The organism is Methylobacterium sp. E-012 (assembly GCF_057836545.1).
On sequence record NZ_JBYQEY010000001.1, the window covers coordinates 139,413 to 158,848 of the forward strand.

Sequence of the window (19,436 nt, forward strand, 5' to 3'; positions counted from 1 at the left end):
TCTGATGCCAGCATCGACCCGTCGTGACCTTGTGCGGGGTGTGCTCGCCGGGGGTGCGGTCCTCGGTCTTGGCGGTCGCGCCGGCGCCGCGGCCACCCTCGGCGGGAAGCAGGCGCCGGGTTTCTACCGGACCCGTCTCGGCACCTGCGAGATCACGATCCTCAACGACGGTGCCCGAAGCTTCCCGATGCCGGATCGCTTCGTGCGCAATATCCCCCGGGACGAGGCACTCGGGGCCGCCCAGGCGGCTTACATGCCGCTGGGCCAGGTGACGGTGCCGTTCAACCCGACGCTGATCAATACCGGCTCGAAGCTGATCCTGATCGATACCGGCAACGGTCAGGTTCAGGGCGCACCGGTCGGTCGCCTCACGGCGAACCTCGCGGCGGCCGGGATCGAGCCCGAGGACATCGACCTGGTGCTGCTCTCGCATCTCCATCCCGATCACACCAACGGACTGAAGACAGCGGATGGGGCGCTCACCTTCCCGAAGGCCGAGATCCGGGCCGCCGCGCCCGACTGGTCGTTCTGGATGAGCGACGCCACCATGGCCCAGGCCGCCGATCCGGTGACACAGGCCTACTTCGCCAATACCCGCAGGGTGCTCGGCGACCTGAGGGACCGGATCGGCACCTTCGCGTGGGGCGAGGAGGTGGCGCCCGGGATCACGGCGCTGGCCGCCCCCGGGCACACGCCGGGCCACACCGCCTTCGCGGTCGCGTCCGGATCGGACCGCCTGCTGGTCCAGTCCGACGTGACCAACATCCCGGCTTTCTTCCTGCAGCACCCGGACTGGCACGTGATGTACGATTACGACGCCAATCAGGCGCAGGCGACGCGCCATCGCTTCTACGACATGGCCGCGTCCGAGAAGGCCCTCGTGGTGGGCTACCACTTCCCCTTCCCGTCGCTCGGTCATGTCGAGCGCGACGGGCCGGGCTACCGGCTGGTGCCCATCGCCTGGAGCGCGGCGCTCTGATCCCGCAGGGCTTCGTGCCACCGGATCAGGCCGGCGAGGTCGACCACGCCACCCGGCCATTCCACGCCGGCGAGGTGCCGGTGCGGGTGCCCCGGCTCCCCGAGATCCGAGACCGCCGAGAAGGCGCCGTCGAGCCGGTGGCTGTCGGTGTAGCGGCTCCGGGTCGCCAGGACGGGCAGGCCGGCGGCGCGGGCCGATGCGATGCCGGCCGCTGAATCCTCGAAGGCCACGGCCTCCGTGGCCGCGACATCCAGGCCGGCGAGCGCCAGGAGGAAAATGTCGGGGGCGGGCTTCTTCCGCTCCGCCGCGTCGCCGGCCGCGATCACGTCGAAGGGTGTGGCGCCGGGCGGGAAGTTCACGCTCAGCAACCGGTCGACGTTCGGCCGGCTGGTGGTTGTGGCCACGCCGAGCCGGATCCCCGCCGCCCGGGCCTCGGCGACGAGCCGGGCAACGCCGGGGCGCAGCGGCAGGCGGCTCTCCACCACGAGGTCGCCATACGCGACAGTCTTGCGGGCGTGGATCTCCGGCGCCAGCGCCTGCAGCGCGGCGAGCTCCGCCGGGCGCCGCGTCGCGATGTAATGGGCGAGGCGCTCCTTGCCGCCCATGACGGTGAGCAGCTCGGCGTAGAGCGCCGCATCCCAGTGCCAGGCCAGGCCGAGTTCCCCGAAGGCGCGGTTGAACGCCTGCCGGTGCAGGTCCTCGGTCTCGGCCAGCGTGCCGTCGACGTCGAAGATCAGCGCCCTCAGCACGACAGATCGCGGCCGGAGGCGCCCTCCGCGCCGGCCCGGATCGCCGCGATGCGCTCCGCGTAGGCGTCCGGGCCGCCGCTGAACACGGCGTTGCCGGCGACGAACGTGTCGGCGCCCGCCCGGCTCGCGGCCCGGACGGTCTCGGGGTCGATGCCGCCATCGACCTGGATGCGGATGTCGCGCCCCGCCACCATCGCCCGCACCCGGGCCACGGAGTCCATGCTGCTCTTCAGGAAGCTCTGGCCGCCGAAGCCGGGGTTGACGGTCATCACCAGCACGAGGTCCACGAGGTCGAGCACCGGCTCGACCATCGCCGCCGGGGTCCCGGGATTGATCGCCACGCCGGCGCGCTTGCCGAGGTCGCGGATGGTCTGGAGCGAGCGGTGGATATGCGGCCCGGCCTCGGCATGGACCGTGATGCCGTCGGCACCGGCCTGCGCGAAGGCCGCGAGATACGGGTCGGCCGGGGCGATCATCAGGTGCACGTCGAAGAACTTTTCCGTGTGCGGGCGCAGCGCCTTCACCACCGGGGGCCCGAAGGTGATGTTGGGCACGAAGTGCCCGTCCATCACGTCGAGGTGGATCCAGTCGGCCCCGGCCGCGTCCACGGCGCGGGTCTCCTCGGCGAGCTTCGAGAAATCCGCCGAGAGGATCGAGGGGGCGATGACGGGTGTGAGCATGGGCAACTCTCGGGATCGGCTCAGGCCAGACGTCTGCGGCGTTCGACGAGCTGCATGATCATCGGCGTCAGGATCAGCTGCATGGCGAGATCCAGCTTGCCGCCCGGGATCACGATGGAATTGGCCCGGCTCATGAAGCTGTCGTGGATCATGGAGACGAGATACGAGAAGTCGATCCCCTTCGGATCCTTGAAACGGATCACCACCATCGATTCGTCGGCGGTGGGGATCCAGCGGGCGATGAACGGGTTCGAGGTGTCGACCGTCGGCACCCGCTGGAAGTTGATGTCGGTGAACGAGAATTGCGGGCAGATGGTCTGCACGTAATCGGGCATCCGCCGCAGGATCACGTCGGTCACCGCCTCGGTGGAATAGCCGCGGAACGAGCGGTCCCGGTGCAGCTTCTGGATCCACTCCAGGTTGATCACCGGCACGACGCCGATCTTCAGATCGGCGTAGCGGGCGATGTCGACATCCGGGTCGGCGACGCAGCCGTGCAAGCCCTCGTAGAACAGCAGGTCGGAATCCGGCGGGAACGCCTCCCAATCCGAAAAACTGCCCTCGGGGATGCCGTAGGCCTCGGCGTCGTGCGGATCGTGGGCGTAGTGGCGGGTCCGGCCGGTCCCGGACTCGGCGTAGCTGCGGAACACCGCTTCCAGCTCCGGCAGCAGGTTCGCCCGGGGCGCGAAGTGGGACAGGGTCGGCTCGCGCGCCATCATGGCCCGCATCGTGTCGCGGTCGAAGGCGTGGAAGCCGTCGCCCTCGATGAACACCGCCCGCACGTCCTCCCGGCGAAAGATCTGCTCGAAGGTGTTGCGCACCGAGGTGGTGCCGGCCCCGGAGGAGCCGGTCACCGAGATGATGGGGTGCCGCGCCGACATGGTGTTGGACTTCGCGTTGCGTCTACGACCGCATCAATCCGCGCTGGCCGAACAGCGGCGAGCGGCCGGCATCGGGCTTGCCGCCGGCATAATAGGCGGCCACGCAGGTGACCTCCTCGGGGGTGCCGCAGACCAGCGGCGCGCGGTCGTGGATGCCGGTGGCCACGAGATCGAGGATGCGGGTCTGCCCGTCGGTCGCGGCGCCGCCGGCCTGCTCGACCAGCATCGCCACGGGAGCGACCTCGTAGAGCAGCCGCAGGCGGCCGCGGGCGTAGTTCTTCCTTGCGTCGCCCGGATACAGGAACACGCCGCCCCGGGTCAGCACGCGCTGGATGTCGGCCACCAGGGAGGCGAGCCAGCGCATGTTGTAGTCCTTGTCGCGCGGGCCCTCGGTGCCGCGCTGGCAATCCTCGATATAGGCCTTCACCGGGGCGTCCCAGTGCCGGGCATTCGAGGCGTTGATGGCGAATTCCTTCGTGGAGGCCGGGACCGCCATGGCCGGGTTGGTCAGGCGGAACCGGCCCTCGGCGCGGTCGAGGACGTAGGATTGGGTGCCGTCGCCCAGGGTCAGGATCAGCGCGGTGGCCGGGCCGTAGGTCACGAAGCCGGCCGCGATCTGCGCCGTGCCGGGCGTCGTGAACGAGGCGAGCGGGTTGGCCGGGTCCTTGATCGACGGGCGGATGCCGAAGATCATCCCCACCGCCATGTTGACGCCGATGTTGGACGAGCCGTCGAGCGGGTCGATGGCCACGGCCAGCGGCGCGTCCGGGTTCAGCCGCATCACCGCCTCGGCCTCCTCGGAGGCGACCTCGGCGACCGGGGCGCCCCGCAGGGCCGCCGTCACGCTCTCGTGGGCGATGACGTCGAGCGCCTTCTGGACGTCGCCGTCGCTGTTGTGATCGCCCGCCGCCGCGAGGTCGCCGCCGAGCGCCCCGCGCCCGATCCGCTCGCTGATCTCCACCGCCGAGCGCGCCACCGCGGCGATCACCGCGGCGGCATCCTTCAGCGCCGGGTCGGCCGCTACGGCCTGCGCCAGGCAGGCATCGAGGGGCGTTCCGATCGCCGCTGAGATTGCCATCGGCCTATCCTTCCTGGTCGGATCCCGCCTGCCGGGATCGCGCGTCCGCGCGGGTTCTGTAGCGGCCGCACCGCCGTCACGATAGCGGTCCCGGGCGCCGGATCGAAGGGACTGCCGGCCCGGCGTTCAAGATTTCTGCGCGATCTTGTGTCAAAGCACAAAAAATACGAGACCTCCGCCATGCGCAACCTCTCCCTCAAGCAGCTCCAGGCGGTGGCGGCGGTGGCCCGGCTCGGCACCATGACCCGGGCGGCGCAGGAACTGAACGTCACCTCGGCCGCCCTCTACGCGCGCATCCGCCAGCTCGAGGAAGAGGCCGGGCTCCTGCTGTTCGACCGGACCCCCGGCGGCCTCAAGCCGACCGATGCCGGCCGCGAGATGCTCTGGGCCATCGACAGCATCAACACGGTTCTGGAGACCTGCACGGACCGGCTGCGGACCCTGCGCGGCGCCGAGGGCGGGCGCGTGGCGCTCGGCGTCGTCTCCACCGCCAAGTACTTCGCGCCCCAGGTGATCGCCGGCTTCGTCAAGAAGCATCCCGGCGTCGAGATCAGCCTGTCGGTGCGCAACCGCGGCCAGACCGTGGAGGCCCTGCGCGGCTACGAGATCGACTTCGCCCTGATGGGCCGCCCGCCCCGGGACTTCCCGATCGAGGCCGCCACCTTCGGCCCGCACCCGATCGTGCTGATCGCCGCCCCCGACCATCCGCTCGCCGGGCGGAGCGGCCTCGGCCGGGAGGATCTCGCCGACCAGCCGTTCTTCCTGCGCGAGGAGGGATCCGGCACCCGCATGGTGTTCGAGGAGTTCATGAGCGGCGTGCTGGTCAAGCGGGCGCCCCTGGAGATCGACACCGGCTCGAACGAGACCATCAAGCAGGCGGTGATGGCCGGACTGGGCATCGCCCTGCTGTCGGTGCACTCGGTGGCGGCCGAGCTGGACAGCGGGCGCCTCGTCCTCCTCCACGTGAACGGCCTGCCGATCCGCCGCGACTGGTACGCGGTCCGCCGGGCCGACAAGGTCCTGGGGCCGGCGGCCTCCGCGGTCTGGTCCTACCTGATGTCCGACGGCGCGCGCAGCCTGCCCGGCGTCGCGCAGAGCGGCCTGGCCCTGGCGGGGGCCAAGGCGTGAGCGCGGCCGGAATCGTCGTCGCGGGGGCGGGCCAGGCCGGCTTCCAGCTCGCCGCCTCCCTGCGCGAGGGCGGGTTCCGGGCGCCGATCACCCTGGTGGGCGACGAGACCGCCCTCCCCTACCAGCGGCCGCCCCTGTCCAAGGCCTACCTCGCCGGCAAGACCGACCAAGCGGGCCTGTTCCTGCGCCAGCCCGGCTTCTTCGCCGAGCACGCCATCGCCCACCGGCCGGGAATCCGCGCCGTCGCGATCGACCGGGCGGAGCGCCGCCTGCGCCTGTCGGACGGGGACAGCCTCGCCTACGACCATCTCGTGCTCGCCACCGGCGCACGCAACCGGCCCCTGCCCGTCCCCGGGGCGGACCTCGCCGGGGTGCACCAACTGCGCGGCCTCGCGGATGCCGATTCCCTCAAGGCGGAGATCGAAGCGGCCCGGGCGATCGTCGTGGTCGGCGCCGGGTTCATCGGGCTGGAATTCGCTGCCGTCGCGGCCGCGCGCGGCCTCCCGGTGACGGTGATCGAGGCGGCGGGGCGGCCCATGGCCCGGGCGGTCTCGCCGGAGATGGGAGCTTTCTTCCGCGCCGCCCACGAGGCGATGGGCGTGCGCTTCGCCTTCGGGGCCGGCGTCACCGCGATCCTCGGGCGCGCGGGCCGGGTTGCCGGAATCGGCCTGGCGGACGGCCGTGAACTTCCCGCCGACCTCGTCCTGATCGGCATCGGCGTGCTGGCGAACCGCGAACTCGCCGCGGAGGCGGGTCTGCCGGCCGAGGACGGCGTCCAGGTCGACGCCTTCCTGGCGACGCCCGATCCCGCCATCTCGGCGATCGGCGATTGCGCCCGCTTCCCCAGCCCCTTCGCCCGCGGCCTCACGCCGGACGGCACGGTGCGGATCGAATCCGTCCAGAACGCCATCGACCAGGGCCGCTGCCTCGCGGCCCGGCTCACCGGGAAGCCCGCGGCCTACGGCGCGCTGCCCTGGTTCTGGAGCGATCAGGGCCCGCACAAGCTGCAGATCGCCGGCCTGTCGGGGCCCTCCGACGCCAGCGTGATCCGCGGCTCCGGACCCGCCTTCTCGGTGTTCCGCTTCCGCGACGGGGCCTTGAGCGCGGTGGAATCGGTCGACCGGGCGGGCGACCACATGATCGCCCGGCGCCTCCTCGCCGCCGGGACGCCCCTGACCCCGGATCAGGCGGAAGATCCGGCCTTCGACCTCAAGGCCCTGGCGTTGCAGCGGCCCTGAAGCCGGGTCATCCCGGGAATGCCACCGGCACCGGCTTCTGCCGCAGGGCGAGGGCCGTGCCGATACCCAGCGCCAGGATGGTCACCGCACATCCGAAGAGCGCCCCGAACTGGCCGAGCCGGATCAGCGCCTCCCCCAGCACCGCGACGCCGAGCGCCTGCCCGCAGAAGAACGAGAAGGCGTGGAGCGCCACCGCGGAGGCGCGCGCCCCGGGCGCGACCTCGGTGACCTGGGTCTGGTAGGTGTTGTGCAGCATGTAGAAGCCGAGGCCCATGGCGGTGAGCGCGGCGCAATCGACCTGCCACGTGCCGGCGAGCCCGACCACGGTAAGCGAGGCGCCGCAGATCAGGCCGCCACCGACGAGCATCCGCGGCAGGCCGAGGAGCCGCACCAGCAGCCCGACCAGCGCCGAGTAGAGCAGGCCGCCGACCGCGAACCCCGCCAGCACGAGGCCGGCCTCGCGCGGTCCACCCTCGCCCCGGGCCTCGATCAGCGGGGCGAGGTGGGGGAAGACGCCGAAGATCGCGATGGCTTCGATGAACACCGCCGAGAACAGCACCCGCGCCCGGGGATTGCCCAGGATCGTCCGGTAGCGCCGCACCGCCTCGCCGAAGGCCGGGCGGCGGGCGGGGGCCCGGCCGGCGCGGTCGAAGCCGAACACGGTCGCCGCGCAGGCGCAGGCCGCCACGGCGGCGGTGACCGCGAAGACGCCGCGCCAGCCGATCGCGGCCTCGATCAGGCCCGCGAAGGTCGAGCCGGAGAGCTGGCCGAGGATCACCGCCACCAGGAAGCGCCCGATCGCCACCTGCCGGCTCGCCATCGGCACGCGGTCGCCGAGCAGCGCCAGGGACAGCGGGATGCAGCCCCCGGCCGCCGCGCCGGCCAGCATCCGCAGGCCGAACAGGCTGCCGATATCGGGGGCGACGCTGCACAGGGTGAGGGCGACGGCGAGCACCGCCAGACAGGTGCTCATCACCCGCTCCTTGCCGAGCGCGTCACCGATCGGCCCGAGCACCGGCTGGATGAACGCGTAGGGCAGCGCGAACGCGGTGGAGAGGAGCGCCACCGTGTGAGCGTTGCTGGCGAGGTCCCGGGCGAGCACGCCGACGAGGGGCTCCACCGAACGGAGCGCGAAGGTGCTGCCGAACCCCGCGCAGGCCAGCACGACGATCAGGCGCGGAATCGACGTGGCCGGCGGTGCGGGGAGCGCCGCGGCTGGTGCGCGAACCGGCTCTGTGCTGTCGGGCATGGGGAACGCTTCGCGACGCGGGCCAAATCAGACCCGCGGCATCGCATCTCCCCGGCCGGAGCGGAACCCCGCCGCGCGACAGATCAGTGCGCGTAGAAGGCCGGATCCGGATTGTCGGTCGGATGGGCGAACGCCCAGCGCAGGGCCGAGGAGAGCGGCACGTTGTAGGTCAGGCCGCGCGGCGGCACCGGCTTCAGGAACCAGCGGTCGTAGATCGTGAGGATCTCGGGGCTGCGGTAGAGGTCGGCGGTCGCCCGGTCCACCACCGCCTTGAAGGCCGGATCGTCCCTGCGCAGCATGATCCCGTAGGGTTCCGGGTTGGACAGGGTCTCGTCGCTGACCTCGTAGGCGGACGGGTCCTTGGACTGGGCCGCGATGACGCTGAGCTGCACGTCGTCCATGACGAAGGCCGCCGCCCGGCCGGTCTCGACCATCAGGAAGGCCTCCGGAACGTCCTTCGCGGCGATCACCGTGATGCCGAGCCTGCGCTCGTTGTTGGCCTTGATCAGCATCAGGATGTTGGTCGAACCGGCCACCGACGCGACCGTCTTGCCGCGCAGGTCATCCAGGCCGGCGATGTGCTGGTCCTTCTTGGAGACGAAGCGGGTGGCGGTCAGGAAGTGGGTGTTGGTGAAGTCCACCTGCTTCTTGCGCTCGGCGTTGTTGGTGGTGGTCCCACATTCGAGGTCGATCGTGCCGTTGGTTATCAGCGGGATGCGGGACGAGGAATTGACGAATTCCATCCCGACCTCGAGGCCCGGCATCTTTAGCTCGCGCTTCACCGCCTCGGCGATCTTGAGGCAGATGTCGACGGCGAAGCCGACCACCTTCTGGTTCTGATCCAGGTAGCTGAACGGCGTCGCGGTATCGCGGACGCCGAGCACCAGCCGGTTGCTGTCCTTGATCTTCTTGAGGGTGCCGGTCAGCGCGTCGGCCCGGGCCGGTGCGGCCAGGGGAAGCGCGACGAGGAGGGCGAGGAGCGGGGTGAGCAAACGCATGGGCGGGCTGGGTCCGTTCGTCGCGCGGCTGGGTCGCCGTCCGGACTGGCCGGCGGAGCCCGGATGCGCGCCGGTTCAGGCTCCGCGAAGCCCACCAGCAAGAGTCCGGCCGCGATGACACCGGGGACTGTAACGACGATCTGTTTTGGTCAGTATGCGCGGCGCGCCCGGGGGTTATTCCTCGCCCTCGTTCGGCCGAAGGACTCGCAGAGCCCGCAACGCGTCGGTGGCGAAATCCAGGACGGCATTCACCCGCGCCGGCCGGAAGTCCTGGCTCGGCGTCACGAGCTGGACCGGCAGCGGCGCCGGCTCGTAGGCCGCGAGCAGGCGCACGAGCCGTCCGGCCGCGATGTCCTCGGCGGCTTGATAGGACAGGACCCGCGCGATGCCGCGGCCGGCCCGGGCGGCGATCAGGGCGGCCTCGACCTCGTTGACGATCAGGCGCGGGGCGAGGCGCACCCGGTTCGCCCCGAAGCGCCATTCCCGCTGGCCCGCGCGCACAAATCCCTGGATGGTGTCGTGGTCGCCGAGATCCGCGGGCCCGCGCGGCGTGCCCCGGGCGGCGAGGTAGTCCGGGCTCGCCACCACGATCTGGCGCACCTGTCCGACCCGGCGCGCGACGAGGCGCGATTCCGCGAGCTGGCCGATCCGCACGGCGACGTCGATCCCCTCCTCCACGAGGTCGAGATTGCGGTCGGCGAGCAGCAGTTCGACCTGCGTCTCCGGATAGGCGTCCAGGAACCCCGACACCAGGGGCGCCACGTGTATGCGCCCGAACAGCACCGGTGCCGTGACCCGCACAAGGCCGCGGACGGCATCGGGGGACGCCCCCGACACGGCCGCCGCGTAGCCCGCAAGGACCAGGCGGGCGCGCTCGGCGAGTTCGAGGCCGGCCGGCGTCGGAGCGAGGCGCCGGGTCGTCCGCTCGACCAGGCGCGTGCCGGCCCGCGCCTCGAGGCTGGCGAGGGCGCGGGTCGCCGCGGCGGCGGAGCGGCGCTGACGGCGCGCCGCGCCGGCGAGGCTCCCGGCATCGACGATCGCCACGAAGAGGGAGAGCTCGTCCAGCCGATCCATCGATTGCTGCAAAAACTGAAATTCTGATTGTCAGAGTCTCGGGATTTCCGGCGCGGGGTGCAAGGGCCACTCTCCGGTCGTTGCCGGAGACCGTCCCGATGTCCGATCCCGATCTCACCCTCTACGGCCTGCGCCTGTCGGGCCATTCGCACCGCGCCGAACTGTTCCTGTCCCTGCTGGGGCTTCCCTATCGCTTCGTCGCGGTGGCGAGCCCCGAGCAGCGCGGAGCCGCGGCGTTCCGGCGCCTCAACCCCCTGGGCCAGATCCCGGTCCTGACCGACGGCCCGGCGGTGATCCCCGACAGCAATGCCATCTTGATCTACCTGGCCGCACGCTACGCGCCGGACAGCGGCTGGATGCCCCGGGATCCGCTCGGCGCCGCCCAGGTCCAGCGCTGGCTCTCCATCGCGGCGGGCGAGGTGCGGGCGGGGCCGGCCCAGGCCCGGCTCATGGTCGTGTTCGGCGCCCCGGGCGAGCGCGCCACCGTGCACGCCGCCGCGGCCCGGATCCTCGGCTTTATGGAGGATCACCTGACCGATCGCGCCTACCTGGCAGCCGACCGGCCGACGCTCGCCGACATCGCCTGCTATTCCTACGTGGCCCACGCGCCCGAGGGCGGCGTCTCGCTCGCGCCCTACCCGGCCGTGCGCGCCTGGATCGGTCGGATGGAAGCCCTGCCGGGCTTCGTCCCGATGCCGGCCTCCCCGATCCCCGAACCCGCGTGAGCCGCGCCATGGCCAGCTTCCACGCCGACGAGCGGCTCGCCCAGGAGCGCGCCGGCCACGTCCTGGGCGAGACCCCGGCGATCCGGCCGTTCATGCCCGAGCAGCACCGCGCGTTCTTCTCCGGCCTGCCATACCTGTTCGTCGGCACCGTGGACGGCGCCGGCGCGCCCGTCGCCACCGTGCTGACGGGGCCGCCCGGCTTCGTGCAGGCCCCCGATGCGACGCATCTCGCCGTCGCGGCGGCCCTCGATCCGGCCGATCCGGCGGCCCGGTCCCTCGTGCCCGGCGCCGAGGTCGGGATCCTGAGCATCGACTTCGCGACGCGCCGGCGCAACCGGGCCAACGGCCGCGCGGTCCGCCGCGATCCGGACGGGCTGACGGTCGCGGTCGCCCAGAGCTTCGGCAACTGCCCGCAATACATCCAGCGGCGGGTGGCCGAGCCGATCCGGCGCCCGGTGGGGCCGGTCGAGATCCTCACCGCCCTCGACGCGGAGGCCGCGGCGCTGATCCGGGGCACGGACACGCTGTTCGTGGCGAGCCGCGCCCGGGACGGCCTCGCGGATGGGGGCGCCGACCTCTCGCACCGGGGCGGCCGGCCGGGCTTCGTGCGGCTCCGGGGCGACGTGCTGACGGTGCCGGACTTCTCCGGCAACCGCTACTTCAACACCCTGGGCAACCTGATCGGCGAACCGCGGGCGGCGCTGCTGATCCTCGATTTCGCCCGCGGCGACCTCCTCGTCCTGCAGGGCCGGACCGCGATCGACTGGAGCGGCGCGGAAGCCGCCGCTCCGGCGGGGTCGCAGCGCGCGTGGTCGTTCACCGTCACGGGCGGGTGGCGGCGCCGGGCGGCGGTCCCCCTGCAATGGAGCGCCCCCGAGCCGGCGCAGCAGATCGCGCGCACCGGCTTCTGGCCGGAGCCGGCGTGAGCGGCGCTCAGGCCTGGGCCGGCGCGGCCGCCTCGTGTTCGACCGCGAGCTGCGCGTCGGCGGCCAGGACCGTCTGGAAGGCCGGGCGGCCGCGGACGCGCTCGACATAGGCCGTCAGCACGGGATCGGGTGCGACCAGGCCGAAGCCCATCGTCCAGCCGAGCGCGCTGCCCCACAGGATGTCGGCGGCGCTGAAGCGCGCGCCGAGGAGGTACGGGCCGGGGGTCAGCGCCTCGGTCACCCGGGCGATCACGCTCGCATAGTCCCCGTAGGCCGACATGGCCCTTGGGCCGGGCTCCCGATTCAGGTGGCGGTCGATCAGCGCGGGCTCGAAGCAGGAGCCGTAGAACACCATCCAGCGCAGGTAGGTGGCCCGGGCGGGGTCGGTGGCGGCCGGGGCGAGGCCGGCCTCCGGGACCAGATCGGCGAGGTAGAGGTAGATGGCCGCCTGCTCGGTCACCAGGGCCTCGCCGTGGCGGACCGCCGGCACCTTCGCCATCGGGTTGATGGCGCGGTAGGCATCCCCGAGATGCTCGCCGGCGCGCATGTTGAGAGCGTGCAGCCGGTACGGGACGCCCAGTTCCTCGAGCAGCACGCGCACCCCCGACGAGCGGGTGTTGGGCGCATGATAGAACTCGATATCGGGCTTCTCCGCCATGGGTTCCTCCCTGGGATTTGTCGATTCGCACGGTAGCACGCTCAAGCCGCGGGTGGGCCGGGTCAACCGAAGCGCGAAGCCCACTTCTCCTGGGACCGGAATCGCGGCAGGAGCGTTGGGCGATTGTGCAATGCCGCGCGTTACGATGTCGGCCGGCACGCCGCGAGCCTGGGGTTCGAGTTCTGATGGCGAAGATACTGCTGGTTGAAGACCATGAAGAGATCTGGGACTTCCTGTCCCGGCGCCTCAAGCGGCGCGGCTACGAGGTGATCCTGGCCCATGACGGCGAGGCCGGCGTCCGCCAAGCGCGCTCGGGCCAGCCCGACGTCATCCTCCTCGACATGAACCTTCCGGTCCTCGACGGCTGGTCGGTCGCGCGCACGCTCAAATCGGGGGCCGACACGCGGGCGATCCCGATCATCGCGCTGACCGCCCACGCCATGTCGGGCGACCGCGACAAGGCGATTCAGGCCGGCTGCGACGATTATCATCCCAAGCCCGTCGATTTCTCGAAGCTGCTCAGCCAGATCAGCGCCGCCCTGGGCGAGACCGCGGCGGCGAGCTGAGGCGGATCCGGACGCGCCCGCAGCCGTTCCCACCGCGGCCGCACAGGCGGCCGAACCCGAAGCGTGAGTACCTGGAGCGTGTCCGTGAGCGAGGATCCCGTCACCGCCCAGCGCCTGCGGGAGGGCCTTCCGGTCTTCGTGGCGCTGGCCTCGCTCCTCCTCGTCGTGGCGACGATGGTGGCCCTGTATCTCGGTCGCGAGATCCTGGTGCCGGTGACGCTGGCGATCCTCCTGAGCTTCGTCCTGGTGCCGGCGGTCCGGATGCTCCGGCGGCTGCACGTGCCCCGCGCCGCCGCGGTTCTCCTGGTGGTGGTGACGGTGTTCGGCGCCCTGTTCGGGATCGGCAGCCTGATCGCCAGCGAGGCCTCGCAGCTCGCCAGCGACCTGCCGCGCTACACCCAGACCATGAGCGCGAAGATCAAGGACCTGCGCGGCGCGACCGCCGGGAGCGGCAGCCTCTCGCGGATCGTCGACATGGTCCAGGACCTCAGCGCGACCCTGCAGCCGCCGCCGGCCGCGGAGGTCCGCGGCGAGCCCGGGACGCGCACCCATCCGCTCACCGTGGAGATCACCCCCGCCCGCGCCAGCGTGGTCGACACGCTCCAGACCTTCGCGGGCCCCCTCCTGCACCCGCTGGCCACGACCGGCCTGATCCTGATCTTCACGATCTTCATCCTGCTCCAGCGCGAGGATCTGCGGAACCGGGCAATTCGGCTCGCCGGCGGCTCGGGGGACCTGCGCCGCACCACGGCGGCGATCGACGACGCCACGAGCCGGCTCAGCCGGTTCTTCCTGGCCCAGCTCGCCCTCAACATCGCCTTCGGCCTCGTGATCGGCCTCGGCCTCTGGATCATCGGCGTGCCGAGCCCGACCCTGTTCGGCGTGGTGGCGGCGATCCTGCGGTTCGTGCCCTATATCGGCGCCGCGATCAGCGCCCTGCTGCCGCTGATCCTCGCGGCCGCGGTCGATCCCGGCTGGTCGATGGTGATCGCCACCGCGGCCCTGTTCCTGATCGTCGAACCGATCTGCGGCCACGTGATCGAGCCGCTGCTCTACGGCCATTCCACGGGCCTGTCGCCGATCGCCGTTATCCTGGCGGCGACGATCTGGACGTTCCTGTGGGGCCCGATCGGCCTCGTCCTGGCGACCCCGCTCACCGTCTGTCTCGTGGTGCTCGGGCGGCACGTGGAGCGGCTCTGGTACCTCGACGTGCTCCTGGGCGATCAGCCCGCTTTGTCGCCCCCCGAGATCTTCTACCAGCGCATGCTGGCGGGCGACCCGGCCGAGGCGATCGACCAGGGCTGGCAGTTCCTGAAGGAGCGCGCGCTGATCACCTACTACGACGAGGTCGCCCTCGCCGGCCTGCTGCTGGCGCAGGAGGACCTGTCCCGCGGTACCCTGGACCGTGCCCGCCAGAGCGAGGTCGGCGCGGCGCTCCGCACCGTGGTGGATCGGCTGGGGACCGCGCCGGTCGCCCGGCGGGCCCGGCGGGGATCGGGACGCGGTCCCGACACGGAGACGGCCGCGGCCCTGGCCGCGGTGGGGCCCGACCGGCAGATCGCCGGCATCGTCTTGGGCCGCGAGGATCTGGCGCCGCAATGGCGCAGCGACATCCCGGTCCTGTGCGTGTCAAGCCGCGGCCCGTTCGACGAGGCGGCGACGCTGATGCTGAGCCAGATCCTCGGCCGGCACGGGCTCGCCTCGCAGACCCTGTCGATGGCGGCGATCCGCGCCGGCGAGCGCCCCGACGCTCCGGACGACCTCGCGCTGATCTGCTTCTCCTATCTGGAGCCGGTGAGCCTCTCGCAGATCCGCTTCACCGTCCGTCAGGCGCGGGCCGCCGTGCCGGGGGTGCGCATCCTCGTGGGCTTCTGGCGCGAGCGCGATCCGGCCACCCTGGACCGTCTGCGCCGGGCGACCTCGGCGGATTTCCTGGTGACCTCGCTCAACGAGGCGCTGTCGGCGGTGCTCGGCGCCTGCCGCGAGCACGCCCGTCCGCGGACCGTCCCGGCGGCGCCGATCCCGCTGCCCGGTCCGGCCCGAACGGCGGCGACCGCCTGAGCCGCAGCCCGATCGCGCATCGTGCCGGAGAACGGAACCGTCATGCTGCGCTCGCTTTCTGATTGGGGTCGTCCGGAAAGCCGGCGGCCACCGATCGGGACGATGATCGAGCGGTGCCCACGCAGGTCGCGATGATCCGCGCGCCGCCTGCGTCCACGGCCTGAAGGGTGAAGACCGCCGCGCATGTCCGAGACCCCAGAAACCCCGCCCTCCGGACCCGGTCCCCAGGTCCAGGACAGCGCGCCGAGCGACGTCACGGACCGCAGGAGCGACATCTTCTTCGCCGCGGTCGAGACGACGCGGATGCCGATGATCGTCACCGATCCGCGCCAGCCCGACAACCCGATCATCTTCGCCAACCGGGCCTTCCTGGCGATGACCGGCTACACGCCGGAGGAGCTGGTCGGGCGCAACTGCCGCTTCCTGCAGGGGCCCGACACCGACCGCGGGACCATCGCGCAGGTCCGCACCGCCATCGCCGAGAAGCGCGAATTCGCCACTGAGATCCTGAATTACCGCAAGAACGGCTCGACCTTCTGGAACGCGCTGTTCGTCTCGCCGGTCTACAACGCCGACGGCGAGCTCGTGTACTATTTCGGCTCGCAGCTCGACGTCTCGCGCCGCCGCGACGCCGAGGACGCCCTGGGCCAGGCGCAGAAGATGGAGGCTCTCGGCCAGCTCACCGGCGGCATCGCGCACGATTTCAACAACCTCCTGCAGGTGATCGTCGGCTACATCGACATCCTGGCGGCCGGCCTCGAGAAGCCGGATGCCGACCGCGCCCGGCTGGGGCGCGCCGCCGAGAACATCCGCCAGGCCGCCGAGCGCGCGACGACGCTGACGCAGCAGCTCCTGGCCTTCGCCCGCAAGCAGCGGCTGGAGGGGCGCGCCGTCAATCTCAACACCCTGGTCGAGGGCATGGGCGAGATGGTCGCCCGCGCGGTGGGCGAGGCGGTCAAGGTCGAACTCGACCTCGCCGCGGATCTCTGGAACTGCCGCGTGGACCCGACCCAAGCCGAGGTCGCAATCCTGAACGTGTTGATCAACGCCCGCGACGCGATGCCGGACGGCGGCACGGTGCGGATCTCCACGGAGAACATCGAGGTCGCCCTCCGCGACCGGGAGATCGGGGCGCTCCGCGACGGCCGCTACGTCAGCATCGCGATCCGGGACACCGGCATGGGCATCCCGCAGGCCGTGCTGGCCCGGGTGATGGACCCGTTCTTCACCACCAAGGAGGAGGGCAAGGGGACCGGCCTCGGCCTCTCCACGGTCTACGGCTTCGCCAAGCAGTCGGGCGGCGCGGCGCAGATCGAATCCGCGGTCGGTGCCGGCACGACCGTGCGCCTCTCGTTCCCGGCCACCGACGGCGCCGTCAACACGCCCCCCAAGGTGTCCCTGCGGTCCGTGGACCGGCAGGGCACCGAGACGATCCTGATCGTCGACGACCGCGCGGACGTGGCCGAGGTCGCCCGCACCATCCTGCGGGATTTCGGCTACGTGACCCTGATGGCCGGCAATGCCCGCGAGGCCCTGGAGATCCTGGATTCCAGCGAGCGGGTCGACCTCCTGTTCACCGACCTGATCATGCCCGGCGGCATGAACGGCGTGCTGCTCGCCCGGGAGGCCGTACGGCGCCAGCCCAAGCTCAAGGTGCTGCTCGCCACCGGCTACGCGGAGGCGAGCCTGGAGCGAACCGATATCGGCGGCTCGGAGTTCGATCTCCTCAACAAGCCCTACCGGCGCACCGAGCTGGTCCGCCGCGTGCGGGCGATCCTCGACGGGCCGACCGGGGTGAGCTGAATTTCGGGAGACGGGCGATGGCGCAGGGCGACAAGGCGAAATACACCGACAAGCAGAAGCGCAAGGCCGCGCATATCGCCGAGTCCTACGAGGCCCGCGGCGTCCCCGAGACCGAGGCCGAAGCCCGCGCCTGGGCGACCGTCAACAAGGACGACGGCGGCGGCAAGAAGCCCGGCGGCTCGGGCCGGGGCAAGGCGACCGGACATCCAGCGGCCCACCAGGGCGGGGCGGTCTCCGCAGGCCGGACGGCGGAACAGCGCTCGGCATCCGCGAAAAAAGCCGCGGCGACCCGGAGGGCGAATGCGGCGGGGCGGGGGTGATCGGTGGGGCGAAGCCGGGCTTCCGCACGGGGAACGCCTGCGGCGTGATCCGGGGCCTCACGCTGGCCCGGCAGCGCCCATGCGCCGGGTTGCGGATCGGCCGCCACGACTGAGCCGCTCTCACGCTCGGCGGGCGATGCCGTCGCTTCGCGGCGCTGGGCAAGATTTGTATGCCGGCGTTGGATCACCCAGGACCCTGTGCGGGCGGATGGACGCCGCCGCACCGTCATACCAGCCGGTCGCTCAGCTCGTTCCCGTCTCCGTCCCGGCTTTGTTGAACGCGTCCTGGAATGCCGGCGAGATCAGGAATCCCAGCTCGGCCTTGAGTGCGACCGCTCGCTCCTTGCCGAAGACCGCTTCGAAACGATCCTGGGCCCCGCGCCATAGCTTCGCCGTCTCGGCGAGCTTGTTCTCGCCCTTGTCGGTCAGCGTGATACGTCGGGCGCGACGATCCCGCGGATCGGGCATGAGCTGAAGATAGCCGTCCCGCGTCAGCGGCTTCAGGGTGTGACTGAGGCCGGACAGGTCCATGACCGCTCGTTCGGCGAGTTCACGCATCGTCGGCGCGCCCATCGTCCGAACCGTCGCGAGCAACCCGTGCTGCGTGGCGCGCAGGCCGCTTGGCGCGAGAGCGTCGTCGTAGAGCTGGCCGATGCGGCGCATGGCCTGCCGCAGGACGGCGTTGCTGCAGGTGCTGGGATCGTCGGTCATGGGCGCGTCCTATCGCGATCGCGCGGCCGGGTACACGCGCTGCCCTTTCCCGACACAGGCTGGGCCACCGGTTTGCCCCGTCCGCTTGAGAGGATGCCTATGCAAACGCTAAAAACTTGCATATGCATCTTTATAGGCCCGGTTCCGGATGCAGGCCATCGCCGCCTTGTCGCGGGGCCGGGACCCATCGCCGTCGAGGTCACACGATGGACGCGCGCACACGTGCCTTGCTTCACGATCCGGTCACGCCGACGTTGCTGCGCCTCGCAGCCCCGAACGTCCTGATGTCGGTGGTGCAGGCCTCGGTGGGATTGATCGAGACCTACTTCGTGGCCGAACTCGGCACCGACGCCCTCGCGGGCATGGCCCTGGTGTTCCCGATCCTGATGTTCGTGCAGATGGTGTCCGCCGGTGCGATCGGCGGCGGGATCCTCTCGGCGATCTCGCGTGCGCTCGGCGGCGGTCGCCAGGACGAGGCGAACGGCTTGGTATGGCATGCGATGGCCATCGCGGCGGCCCTCGGCGTCCTCACCACGGCGTCGGCACTGGCGTTCGGGCCTGCCCTGTACCGGGCCATGGGCGGCACGGGCGGCTCTCTCCATGCGGCCACGACCTATTCCGCCGTCGTGTTCTCGGGGGCGTTGCTGGTCTGGCTGTTCAATGCGCTCGCCGCGGTGATCCGGGGTACCGGCAACATGACCCTGCCGGCCACCGTGACGTGCGGGGGAGTGGTCGCGCTCGTCCCCCTGTCGCCGGCCCTGATCTTCGGCTGGGGGCCGATCCCACAGCTCGGCATCTTCGGTGGTGGCGTCGCGGTGCTCGCCTATTACGCTGTCGGCGTGGCGATCTTCTCCACCTACCTCTGGTCGGGGCGCGGCGTGCTCCGGCCGCCCCTGCGCCCACCGGCGCTGTCCGGTGCCGCGCTCGGCTCGATCCTCCGGGTCGGCATGGTCTCGGCGCTCGTCACCGTCACCACCAACGTCACCATCGCGACGGCGACCGGTCTCGTGGGACTGCAGGGACCGGGAGCGGTCGCCGGCTACGGCACCGGCGTGCGCCTCGAATATCTCCTGGTCCCGATCGTGTTCGGCTTCGGCGCCCCGCTCTCGGCCATGGTTGGCACGGCGGCGGGTGCCGGCGCCGTCGATCGCGCGCGACGCGCGGCCTGGACCGGGGCGATCCTCTCGGGATGCGTCACGGAGGTGCTGGGCATCGCCGCGGCCTTGGAGCCGGATGCGTGGCTGCGCCTGTTCGGCGACGATGCCGCGATGCTGGCGACAGGGGCCGCGTACCTGCGCATCGTCGGGCCTTTCTACGGCTTCTTCGGTTTTGGCCTGGCGCTGTACTTCGCCGCACAGGGTGCCGGCCGCGTCGGCTGGCCCCTGGCTTCCGGCATCCTCCGGGTCCTCGTGTCCCTCGGCGGCGGCGCCCTGGCGCTCCGCCTCGGCGGGGGGACGAACGGCCTCTTCCTCGCCCTCGGTCTCGGACTGGCCGCGATGGGAACGGGTAACGCCGCATCGCTGGCCTTCGGCGCGTGGCTGCCCCCGGGTCCGGCCTCCCGACCCGTCACGGGCCGAGCCGACGACTATCCCGCCCCGGCGAAATCCTGAGC

The 19,436-nt window shown here is 71.6% G+C and carries 19 protein-coding genes; 10 read left to right on the plus strand and 9 right to left on the minus strand.

Annotated elements, in window-relative coordinates; translation table 11 throughout:
• Window positions 1-4: 4 nt before the first annotated feature.
• Complete coding sequence (locus AC3IF1_RS00630; RefSeq protein WP_489215055.1) at window positions 5-979, plus strand: MBL fold metallo-hydrolase; 975 nt, start codon at window positions 5-7, stop codon at window positions 977-979.
• Here the strand turns inward: AC3IF1_RS00630 and AC3IF1_RS00635 are convergent.
• The 4 genes from AC3IF1_RS00635 to AC3IF1_RS00650 are packed head-to-tail and all read right to left on the minus strand — an operon-like array spanning window position 940 to window position 4,367.
• Complete coding sequence (locus tag AC3IF1_RS00635; protein ID WP_243964738.1) at window positions 940-1,728, minus strand: HAD-IA family hydrolase; 789 nt, start codon at window positions 1,726-1,728, stop codon at window positions 940-942. The two genes, AC3IF1_RS00630 and AC3IF1_RS00635, sit on opposite strands and share 40 nt — an antisense overlap.
• Window positions 1,722-2,408 (minus strand): ribulose-phosphate 3-epimerase, encoded by a 687-nt coding sequence (gene rpe, locus AC3IF1_RS00640; RefSeq protein ID WP_489215058.1) that lies wholly within the window; start codon window positions 2,406-2,408, stop codon window positions 1,722-1,724. The genes AC3IF1_RS00635 and rpe overlap by 7 nt, the downstream gene beginning before the upstream one ends.
• A 20-nt stretch (window positions 2,409-2,428) precedes the next feature.
• Window positions 2,429-3,289 (minus strand): phosphoribulokinase, encoded by an 861-nt coding sequence (locus AC3IF1_RS00645; protein ID WP_243964734.1) that lies wholly within the window; start codon window positions 3,287-3,289, stop codon window positions 2,429-2,431.
• 22 nt (window positions 3,290-3,311) lie between these two features.
• Window positions 3,312-4,367, minus strand: coding sequence for a class 1 fructose-bisphosphatase (locus AC3IF1_RS00650; RefSeq protein ID WP_243964733.1), 1,056 nt, complete (start codon window positions 4,365-4,367; stop codon window positions 3,312-3,314).
• A gap of 180 nt (window positions 4,368-4,547) precedes the next feature.
• On the opposite strand from AC3IF1_RS00650, the gene AC3IF1_RS00655 reads away from it, so the two are divergent.
• Entirely contained in the window at window positions 4,548-5,495 is a 948-nt protein-coding gene (locus tag AC3IF1_RS00655) for a LysR family transcriptional regulator (protein WP_243964731.1), read from the plus strand.
• Window positions 5,492-6,733, plus strand: a complete 1,242-nt coding sequence (locus AC3IF1_RS00660; RefSeq protein ID WP_489215061.1) for an NAD(P)/FAD-dependent oxidoreductase — start codon at window positions 5,492-5,494, stop codon at window positions 6,731-6,733. Before AC3IF1_RS00655 ends, AC3IF1_RS00660 begins: the two co-directional genes overlap by 4 nt.
• 7 nt (window positions 6,734-6,740) lie before the next feature.
• Here AC3IF1_RS00660 and AC3IF1_RS00665 read toward each other — a convergent pair whose 3' ends face one another.
• The 3 genes from AC3IF1_RS00665 to AC3IF1_RS00675 all read right to left on the minus strand — a co-directional run bounded on the left by AC3IF1_RS00665 (window position 6,741) and on the right by AC3IF1_RS00675 (window position 10,054).
• A complete protein-coding gene (locus AC3IF1_RS00665) occupies window positions 6,741-7,982 on the minus strand; it encodes an MFS transporter (RefSeq protein WP_489215063.1) in 1,242 nt (413 codons plus the stop codon).
• A gap of 83 nt (window positions 7,983-8,065) precedes the next feature.
• Window positions 8,066-8,980 carry an amino acid ABC transporter substrate-binding protein gene (locus AC3IF1_RS00670; RefSeq protein ID WP_489215065.1) on the minus strand — a complete coding sequence of 305 codons (915 nt, stop codon included), beginning with the start codon at window positions 8,978-8,980 and terminating at the stop codon, window positions 8,066-8,068.
• 174 nt (window positions 8,981-9,154) lie between these two features.
• Window positions 9,155-10,054, minus strand: coding sequence for a LysR family transcriptional regulator (locus AC3IF1_RS00675; RefSeq protein ID WP_489215067.1), 900 nt, complete (start codon window positions 10,052-10,054; stop codon window positions 9,155-9,157).
• A 98-nt stretch (window positions 10,055-10,152) separates the two neighbouring features.
• Here AC3IF1_RS00675 and AC3IF1_RS00680 point away from each other — a divergent pair, with 98 nt between their 5' ends.
• Together AC3IF1_RS00680 and AC3IF1_RS00685 are read left to right on the plus strand one after the other, a co-directional pair.
• On the plus strand, window positions 10,153-10,779 hold the full coding sequence (locus AC3IF1_RS00680) for a glutathione S-transferase family protein (RefSeq protein ID WP_489215069.1): 627 nt from the start codon (window positions 10,153-10,155) through the stop codon (window positions 10,777-10,779).
• An 8-nt stretch (window positions 10,780-10,787) separates the two neighbouring features.
• The gene (locus AC3IF1_RS00685) at window positions 10,788-11,705 is read left to right on the plus strand and encodes a pyridoxamine 5'-phosphate oxidase family protein (protein ID WP_489215071.1); all 918 of its coding nucleotides are present in this window, start codon (window positions 10,788-10,790) and stop codon (window positions 11,703-11,705) included.
• Between the two features lie 7 nt (window positions 11,706-11,712).
• On the opposite strand, the gene AC3IF1_RS00690 is transcribed toward AC3IF1_RS00685, so the two are convergent.
• Window positions 11,713-12,363 (minus strand): glutathione S-transferase family protein, encoded by a 651-nt coding sequence (locus AC3IF1_RS00690; RefSeq protein WP_489215073.1) that lies wholly within the window; start codon window positions 12,361-12,363, stop codon window positions 11,713-11,715.
• Window positions 12,364-12,548: 185 nt separating this feature from the next.
• Here AC3IF1_RS00690 and AC3IF1_RS00695 point away from each other — a divergent pair, with 185 nt between their 5' ends.
• The 4 genes from AC3IF1_RS00695 (at window position 12,549) to AC3IF1_RS00710 (ending at window position 17,113) form a co-directional block, all read left to right on the plus strand.
• Window positions 12,549-12,929, plus strand: a complete 381-nt coding sequence (locus tag AC3IF1_RS00695) for a response regulator (protein ID WP_243965372.1) — start codon at window positions 12,549-12,551, stop codon at window positions 12,927-12,929.
• An 84-nt stretch (window positions 12,930-13,013) separates the two neighbouring features.
• On the plus strand, window positions 13,014-14,990 hold the full coding sequence (locus tag AC3IF1_RS00700) for an AI-2E family transporter (RefSeq protein ID WP_489215075.1): 1,977 nt from the start codon (window positions 13,014-13,016) through the stop codon (window positions 14,988-14,990).
• A gap of 183 nt (window positions 14,991-15,173) precedes the next feature.
• Window positions 15,174-16,793 carry a hybrid sensor histidine kinase/response regulator gene (locus AC3IF1_RS00705; protein WP_489215077.1) on the plus strand — a complete coding sequence of 540 codons (1,620 nt, stop codon included), beginning with the start codon at window positions 15,174-15,176 and terminating at the stop codon, window positions 16,791-16,793.
• A 17-nt stretch (window positions 16,794-16,810) separates the two neighbouring features.
• A complete protein-coding gene (locus AC3IF1_RS00710) occupies window positions 16,811-17,113 on the plus strand; it encodes a plasmid stabilization protein (protein ID WP_489215079.1) in 303 nt (100 codons plus the stop codon).
• 243 nt (window positions 17,114-17,356) lie between these two features.
• On the opposite strand, the gene AC3IF1_RS00715 is transcribed toward AC3IF1_RS00710, so the two are convergent.
• The gene (locus AC3IF1_RS00715) at window positions 17,357-17,824 is read right to left on the minus strand and encodes a MarR family winged helix-turn-helix transcriptional regulator (RefSeq protein ID WP_489215081.1); all 468 of its coding nucleotides are present in this window, start codon (window positions 17,822-17,824) and stop codon (window positions 17,357-17,359) included.
• Window positions 17,825-18,030: 206 nt separating this feature from the next.
• Here AC3IF1_RS00715 and AC3IF1_RS00720 point away from each other — a divergent pair, with 206 nt between their 5' ends.
• Complete coding sequence (locus tag AC3IF1_RS00720) at window positions 18,031-19,434, plus strand: MATE family efflux transporter (protein WP_489215083.1); 1,404 nt, start codon at window positions 18,031-18,033, stop codon at window positions 19,432-19,434.
• Window positions 19,435-19,436: the final 2 nt, after the last annotated feature.

Excerpts from the sequence above, each read along its gene's own strand:
- AC3IF1_RS00630 (WP_489215055.1), top strand. The coding sequence starts at position 5 with ATGCCAGCATCGACCCGTCGTGACCTTGTGCGGGGTGTGCTCGCCGGG.
- rpe (WP_489215058.1), bottom strand. The coding sequence starts at position 2,408 with ATGCTCACACCCGTCATCGCCCCCTCGATCCTCTCGGCGGATTTCTCG.
- AC3IF1_RS00645 (WP_243964734.1), bottom strand. The coding sequence starts at position 3,289 with ATGTCGGCGCGGCACCCCATCATCTCGGTGACCGGCTCCTCCGGGGCC.
- AC3IF1_RS00650 (WP_243964733.1), bottom strand. The coding sequence starts at position 4,367 with ATGGCAATCTCAGCGGCGATCGGAACGCCCCTCGATGCCTGCCTGGCG.
- AC3IF1_RS00655 (WP_243964731.1), top strand. The coding sequence starts at position 4,548 with ATGCGCAACCTCTCCCTCAAGCAGCTCCAGGCGGTGGCGGCGGTGGCC.
- AC3IF1_RS00665 (WP_489215063.1), bottom strand. The coding sequence starts at position 7,982 with ATGCCCGACAGCACAGAGCCGGTTCGCGCACCAGCCGCGGCGCTCCCC.
- AC3IF1_RS00670 (WP_489215065.1), bottom strand. The coding sequence starts at position 8,980 with ATGCGTTTGCTCACCCCGCTCCTCGCCCTCCTCGTCGCGCTTCCCCTG.
- AC3IF1_RS00675 (WP_489215067.1), bottom strand. The coding sequence starts at position 10,054 with ATGGATCGGCTGGACGAGCTCTCCCTCTTCGTGGCGATCGTCGATGCC.
- AC3IF1_RS00680 (WP_489215069.1), top strand. The coding sequence starts at position 10,153 with ATGTCCGATCCCGATCTCACCCTCTACGGCCTGCGCCTGTCGGGCCAT.
- AC3IF1_RS00685 (WP_489215071.1), top strand. The coding sequence starts at position 10,788 with ATGGCCAGCTTCCACGCCGACGAGCGGCTCGCCCAGGAGCGCGCCGGC.
- AC3IF1_RS00690 (WP_489215073.1), bottom strand. The coding sequence starts at position 12,363 with ATGGCGGAGAAGCCCGATATCGAGTTCTATCATGCGCCCAACACCCGC.
- AC3IF1_RS00695 (WP_243965372.1), top strand. The coding sequence starts at position 12,549 with ATGGCGAAGATACTGCTGGTTGAAGACCATGAAGAGATCTGGGACTTC.
- AC3IF1_RS00705 (WP_489215077.1), top strand. The coding sequence starts at position 15,174 with ATGTCCGAGACCCCAGAAACCCCGCCCTCCGGACCCGGTCCCCAGGTC.
- AC3IF1_RS00710 (WP_489215079.1), top strand. The coding sequence starts at position 16,811 with ATGGCGCAGGGCGACAAGGCGAAATACACCGACAAGCAGAAGCGCAAG.
- AC3IF1_RS00715 (WP_489215081.1), bottom strand. The coding sequence starts at position 17,824 with ATGACCGACGATCCCAGCACCTGCAGCAACGCCGTCCTGCGGCAGGCC.
- AC3IF1_RS00720 (WP_489215083.1), top strand. The coding sequence starts at position 18,031 with ATGGACGCGCGCACACGTGCCTTGCTTCACGATCCGGTCACGCCGACG.